Raw genomic sequence first — 3,477 nt, forward strand, 5'->3', positions numbered from 1 at the left:
AAGTACATCCAGTACGAGGACTTCCGGCCGGCACGCCGAGAGCACGCACCGGACGCCGCTCCTTGACGGGCAAACGTTGCCTGCCGCGGCACTAGTGCCGCGGCAGGCAATGTTCGCCCCGTCGCGACGCCCGGCACGCTCCCCCAAGCTCTTCGAGCAGGGGGGGACCCCCACTCGCCGCACCGGCCGAAAGCCCAAGTACATCCAGTACGAGGACTTCCGGCCGGCAGAGGCCGCCGGCACCGCCCCGCCTCCGGCCGGGGGGGACCCCCAGAGCACGCACCGGACGCCGCTCCTTGACAGGCAAACGTTGCCTGCCGCGGCACTAGGCCGCTTCCCCGGCGAGCCACTCGGGAAGCGCGGCGAAGTCCTCCTGCCCCAAGGCCAAGAGCATCGCATCGGCCGGCGTCGGCTCAAAAGGCTCCCGCAGCAGAGCCATACCGGCCTCCTCCGGAGTCCGGTTCGCCTTCCGGTGATTGTCCTCCGCGCACGCGGCGACCGTATTCAGCCACGTGTCCTGCCCACCCTGCGACCGCGGCAGCACATGGTCCACGGTCGTGGCCCTGCGCCCGCAGTACGCGCACCGGTGCCGGTCCCGGACCAGCACCCCCCGCCTCGACCACGGAGCTTGTCTTCGGAACGGCACCCGTACATACCTGCACAGCCTGATCACCCGAGGTGCGGGCAGGTCCACATCGGCACCGCGCATGCGCAGTTCGGGATGGGCCTGCTCGACGACGGCCTTGTCCTGCAGCACCAGAACAACGGCGCGGTTCAGCGTCACCGTCGACAGCGGCTCGAAGCTCGCGTTCAGCACCAGCGTGTCACGCATCCAGCCCACCTCCCGTGTGCACCTGCCCACCCCCCGGCGGGCTCGGATCAACTCTGGACGGGCGCGTCGAGATGGACAACGCAATAAAAGATGCCCGCCTCTGATCACTTCCAAGACCAGAGGCGGGCAAACGTTCAATGGACGTTCGGCCGAATCCGCGCGCCGCGGTCAGCCCTTCCCGGGGTGCTCGTACTCACCGATGAGCTGGGCGCGCGCGATCGCGTGGAACCGCAGGTTGAAGCCGACCACGGCCGGAGAGGCGTCCGCGTCCGGACCGAGCTTCTCCTGGTCCACCGCGTACACCGTGAAGACGTACCGGTGCGGACCGTCCCCGGGCGGCGGGGCGGCACCGCCGAAGTCCTTCGTGCCGTAGTCGTTCCGCGCGTGCACGGCCCCCTCGGGCAGCCCCTCGAACTTTCCGCCGCCCGCGCCCGCCGGCAGCTCCGTCACCGAGGCCGGGATGTCGAACAGGACCCAGTGCCAGAACCCGCTGCCGGTCGGCGCGTCCGGGTCGTAGCAGGTCACGGCGAAGCTCTTGGTCTCCGCGGGGAAACCCTCCCACCTCAGCTGCGGCGAGGTGTTGCCCTCGGCCTGGACCTGGTCGCTCTTGAGGGTCGCGCCCTCCTCGATGTCCTCGCTCGTCACCGTGAACGACGGCACGGGCGGATGGAAGTCGTGGGGGAGCGGCCGCCGCTTGAGCTCGGTCACCTCGGTACCTCCTGGTCGATGACTGGAATCAGCAGTTCCCGAGCCTAGAACCAGTTGCGCTTGCTGCCGACCTCGGACAGCCACTGGTTGAGGTAAGCCGCCCAGTCGGTCCCCTGCCAGTCGTTCAGACCGACCTGGAAGGACCGGTAGGTGTCCGAACCCTCGCTGAACAGACCCGGCTTCTTGTCCATCTCCAGCACGACGTCCATGGCGTGCTCGTCGGCGACGAAGCTCAGCTCGACCTGGTTCAGGCCCCGGTACTGCGACGGCGGGAAGAACTCGATCTCCTGGTAGAACGGCAGCCGCTGCCGCGTACCCCGGATGTGACCGCGCTCCATGTCCGCGTTCTTGAAGCGGAAGCCCAGCTGGACGAAGGCGTCCAGGATCGCCTTCTGCGCCGGCAGCGGATGCACGTTGATGGGGTCCAGGTCACCGGAGTCGACGGCCCGGGCGATCTCCAGCTCGGTCGTCACACCGATGTTCATGCCGCGCAGCGCCTGGCCGTCGATCATCGTGACCGGCGTCTCCCAGGGGATCTCCAGACCGAACGGCACCGCGTGTACCGCACCGGCCTGCAGCTCGAAGGCACCACCGAGCCGCACCTTGGTGAACTCGATGTCCTGCTTGTACTCCTGGTCGCCGCTCTCCACCTCGACCTTGGCCTGCAGGCCCACGGACAGACCCTCGATCCGCTGGTTCACGGACCCGCCCTGGATCCGCACCTCACCCTGGACGACACCACCCGGTACGACGTTGACCTCGGTGAGCACCGTCTCGACAGAGGCCCCACCGGCCCCGAGGCTCGCGAGCAGCTTCTTGAACGCCATGACTCTCCCTTTACGAATGAACCCTCGACCCCTACAAACGCGTTCCGCCCCCGGCCGGTTCCGCCGGGACGTTGACCCGTCTGGACTACCCTCGGACGGCATGATCGCGCCCCCGGACCGTACGCCACTGCCCCGAGACTTCTTCGACCGCCCGGTCCTGGAGGTCGCCCCCGACCTCCTCGGGCGCCTCCTGGTCCGGACGACGCCCGACGGCCCGATCACACTCCGCCTCACCGAGGTGGAGGCGTACGACGGCCCGAACGACCCCGGCTCGCACGCCTACCGAGGCCGCACGGCACGCAACGCGGTGATGTTCGGACCGCCCGGACACGTGTACGTCTACTTCACCTACGGCATGTGGCACTGCATGAACCTCGTCTGCGGTCCGGAGGGGAGGGCGAGCGCCGTGCTGTTGCGAGCCGGCGAGGTCGTGGAGGGCGCCGAGCTGGCACGCAAACGGCGACTTTCGGCCCGGAACGACAAGGAACTGGCCAAGGGGCCGGCCCGTCTGGCCACGGCCCTGGAGGTCGACCGCGCGCTGGACGGCACGGACGCGTGCAGCTCCGCCGAGACACCGCTGAGGATGCTGACAGGCACTTCCGTACCCCCCGACCAGGTACGCAGCGGCCCGCGCACCGGCGTCACCGGCGATGGCGGGAGCGGCGACCTGCACCCCTGGCGCTTCTGGGTGGCCGACGATCCGACCGTCAGCCCCTATCGGGCGCATGCGCCGAGGCGCCGACGAAGTTGACGCACCCCAGCAAGGTGCGTAATGTATTCCGAGCCGCTGAACCGGGTACGGCGATCGCCTGCAGCCGGAGCGGCCAACCCACTACCTAGCTACACCCCCTCGCCGGGGTCGATTCTGGCGCGCTCGCGTGCCCGAATTCGAACTCGCGAGACTCGATTATGAGTCGCCGAGGGAATCGGCTAACGTAGTGAATGTCGAAAGGCCGACGGGCGAAAGTCCAAAGCCTCAGACATATCCCGCCGACCGGGAATCGGATGCCGAAAGGATCTGATAGAGTCGGAAACGCAAGACCGAAGGGAAGCGCCCGGAGGAAAGCCCGAGAGGGTGAGTACAAAGGAAGCGACCGTTCCTTGAGAACT

Annotated in this window: 4 protein-coding genes; 1 reads left to right on the forward strand and 3 read right to left on the reverse strand. The window is 68.2% G+C overall.

Annotation, left to right across the window (positions count from 1 at the left end):
* Positions 1-325: 325 nt before the first annotated feature.
* The 3 genes from AC07C1_RS41130 to AC07C1_RS41140 form a co-directional block, all read right to left on the reverse strand.
* Entirely contained in the window at positions 326-832 is a 507-nt protein-coding gene (locus AC07C1_RS41130) for an HNH endonuclease (RefSeq protein ID WP_478947228.1), read from the reverse strand.
* Positions 833-1,000: 168 nt separating this feature from the next.
* Positions 1,001-1,540: a YbhB/YbcL family Raf kinase inhibitor-like protein gene (locus tag AC07C1_RS41135; protein WP_478947229.1), complete on the reverse strand. Its 540-nt coding sequence runs from the start codon at positions 1,538-1,540 to the stop codon at positions 1,001-1,003.
* Between the two features lie 44 nt (positions 1,541-1,584).
* Positions 1,585-2,367: a sporulation protein gene (locus tag AC07C1_RS41140; protein ID WP_478947230.1), complete on the reverse strand. Its 783-nt coding sequence runs from the start codon at positions 2,365-2,367 to the stop codon at positions 1,585-1,587.
* Positions 2,368-2,467: 100 nt separating this feature from the next.
* Between AC07C1_RS41140 and AC07C1_RS41145 the strand changes: the two genes are divergently transcribed.
* On the forward strand, positions 2,468-3,118 hold the full coding sequence (locus tag AC07C1_RS41145; protein ID WP_478947231.1) for a DNA-3-methyladenine glycosylase: 651 nt from the start codon (positions 2,468-2,470) through the stop codon (positions 3,116-3,118).
* Positions 3,119-3,477: the final 359 nt, after the last annotated feature.

This window comes from Streptomyces sp. NPDC045022, assembly GCF_056432605.1.

Bases quoted from the DNA above. Each gene is read 5' to 3' on its own strand.
- AC07C1_RS41130 (WP_478947228.1), bottom strand. From the start codon at position 832: ATGCGTGACACGCTGGTGCTGAACGCGAGCTTCGAGCCGCTGTCGACG.
- AC07C1_RS41140 (WP_478947230.1), bottom strand. From the start codon at position 2,367: ATGGCGTTCAAGAAGCTGCTCGCGAGCCTCGGGGCCGGTGGGGCCTCT.
- AC07C1_RS41145 (WP_478947231.1), top strand. From the start codon at position 2,468: ATGATCGCGCCCCCGGACCGTACGCCACTGCCCCGAGACTTCTTCGAC.